This window comes from Mycobacterium sp. ZZG (assembly GCF_054786995.1).
Genome location: NZ_JBTBFV010000135.1, coordinates 1 through 2,302, shown reverse-complemented (window position 1 = coordinate 2,302; position 2,302 = coordinate 1). Strand labels below are relative to the sequence as shown.

Genomic DNA, 2,302 nt, shown 5'->3' with positions numbered 1-2,302 from the left:
ACCCAACGGCTACTGCCAGGACCTAACCCCCGATCGGGCCGAAGCGCTCTACTACCATCGCCAACGGCACCCTCATGCCGAGGAGGCACTCAGATAAGAGAACCTCCCGACATGCCGGGGCGGATCACATCGCTTCCATCACCTCAAGTGGGCCGGCATCGGCGACGTCAACTTCGGGCTGTTCACCCTGGTCTGGGACCACCTGATGCGCACCTACTCCTATAACCCCACCCGCCGATTCGACTCCACCCAGCTCGGCATGGCCGCACACCCCGACTACCCCACCGCGTACGGGCGGCAGCTGATACACCCCTTCACCCCCGCCGGAGGGTGCAGCCTCAAGTCCACCACAGCGACGAAGGACCGCACCGCGACGAGACCAACACCGGAGCAGGGCTGAGAGGGACCAGCGTCTAGCGCTCCCGGACCGTGATTGCCTCAAGCGTTCCCGATCAGCCCAGAACGCGTACTAGACCCATAGCCTTCTACGTGGCCTATTGCGCGCCACGGTCCGACGATCGACGAACAAAGGATCGGCAGCCCGTTCGGCGCCTGCCAGAGCTAGCCGGATGCCATGTCGGGCAGGCCAGAGCGCAAGTCTGCGTCTTTACTGAATCTTCATCGAAGGACTAAGAAAGCCAAATGACGCATCAGCACACTTGAACCATATTCGTGAACGGTGCACCGCCGCCCGCGAACGGCCGTCGCGGCGCACGCAGTGCCCGCTCATCAGCGATGTCAACATTCGGATACGGAGACCACACTGATGCCGCAGGCGACTTGCCTCCCACCGTTTCGCAGGACGGCGCAGTGGCTGCGGACGGCCGTCCTAGCGATGGCGGTGCTGCTGATCGCGGCCGCGTGCAGCTCGTCGCCGGCCGCCGCGCCCCAGCCCGAGGTCATCACTGATAAAGGCACCCCGTTCGCCGACCTGCTAGTGCCCAAATTGCAGGCGTCGGTGACCGACGGAGCGATCGGCGTCGCGGTGGACTCCCCTGTTACCGTGTCCGCCGGTGACGGCGTTCTCGGCCAAGTCTCGTTGACCAACGAAGCCGGCGAACTCGTTGACGGACAGCTCAGCCCCGATGGCGTGTCCTGGTCGTCGGCCGAGCCGCTGGGATACAACAAGCAGTACACCCTTCATGCCCAGGCCCTTGGACTGGGCGGCGCGACCACTACGACAGCGACCTTCGAAACCCACTCGCCCGACAACTTAACGATGCCCTACGTCCTGCCCAACGACGGGGAAACGGTTGGCGTGGGCCAACCCATCGCGATCCGCTTCGATGAAAACATCACCGACCGGATTGCGGCGCAGCAAGCGATCAACGTGACCACCAACCCCCCGGTCGAGGGAGCCTTCTACTGGCTCAATAATCGCGAAGTACGGTGGCGCCCAGCCGAATACTGGAAACCGGGAACAAAAGTAGAGGTGGCGGTCAACGCCTACGGCGTCAACTTCGGTGACGGGATGTTCGGTCAGGATGACGTCACTACCCGGTTCACCATTGGTGACGAGGTCATCGCCACCGCCGATGACGCCACCAAAACGATGACTGTGCGGCGCAATGGTCAGATCGTCAAGACCATGCCCATCTCCATGGGTAAAGCCAAGACCCCGACCGATAACGGCGCCTACATCATCGGAGATCGTTACTCGTTTCTGGTGATGGATTCGTCCACCTACGGAGTTCCGGTCAACTCTCCTGACGGATACCGCACCGAGGTGGAGTGGGCGACCCAGATGTCCTACAGCGGGATCTACGTGCACTCTGCACCGTGGTCGGTGGGCAGCCAAGGTATCGCCAATGTCAGCCACGGATGCCTCAACGTCAATCCGGCCAACGCCCGCTGGTTCTACGACAACACCCGACGCGGCGACATCGTTGAGGTCATCAACACCACCGGCCCCACGCTGTCGGGGACAGACGGTTTAGGTGACTGGAACATCCCTTGGGATCAGTGGAAAGCCGGCAACGCCAACCTCTGAAACTCAGATCAGCAGCGGAGACTCACAACCGCCGCCTCCCAGTCACCTCGTGGCACCAGGTACGCGTGTCGACAGGACGTTTCGCATCCACCGAACCGGGTTGCGAACTGCCGAGCGTCACCCAAGCATCGCGCCGTGGGGCCCACGCAGCACAGGTAGCGCAGCCCTTTCCGCTACGGCACCTTGGTTGCGTCCAGCAGAGTGGTGTACGAGTCGGACCTGATCGGCGGTACCGGCGTGTCGTAGCCGAGTGATTGAAGGTCATCGCGTGATTCTTCGAGGGACCGTCCAAAGTCACTCGAGCAAAGGAAT

At 62.4% G+C, this 2,302-nt stretch carries 1 protein-coding gene and 1 pseudogene; both read left to right on the top strand.

Annotated elements, in window-relative coordinates:
- Positions 1-127: 127 nt before the first annotated feature.
- Positions 128-400: pseudogene (locus tag ACXMYJ_RS28950) on the top strand (sterol desaturase family protein); the annotation flags it as partial.
- Positions 401-766: 366 nt separating this feature from the next.
- Positions 767-1,990: a L,D-transpeptidase gene (locus ACXMYJ_RS28945; protein ID WP_460359532.1), complete on the top strand. Its 1,224-nt coding sequence runs from the start codon at positions 767-769 to the stop codon at positions 1,988-1,990.
- The last annotated feature ends 312 nt before the right edge of the window (positions 1,991-2,302 follow it).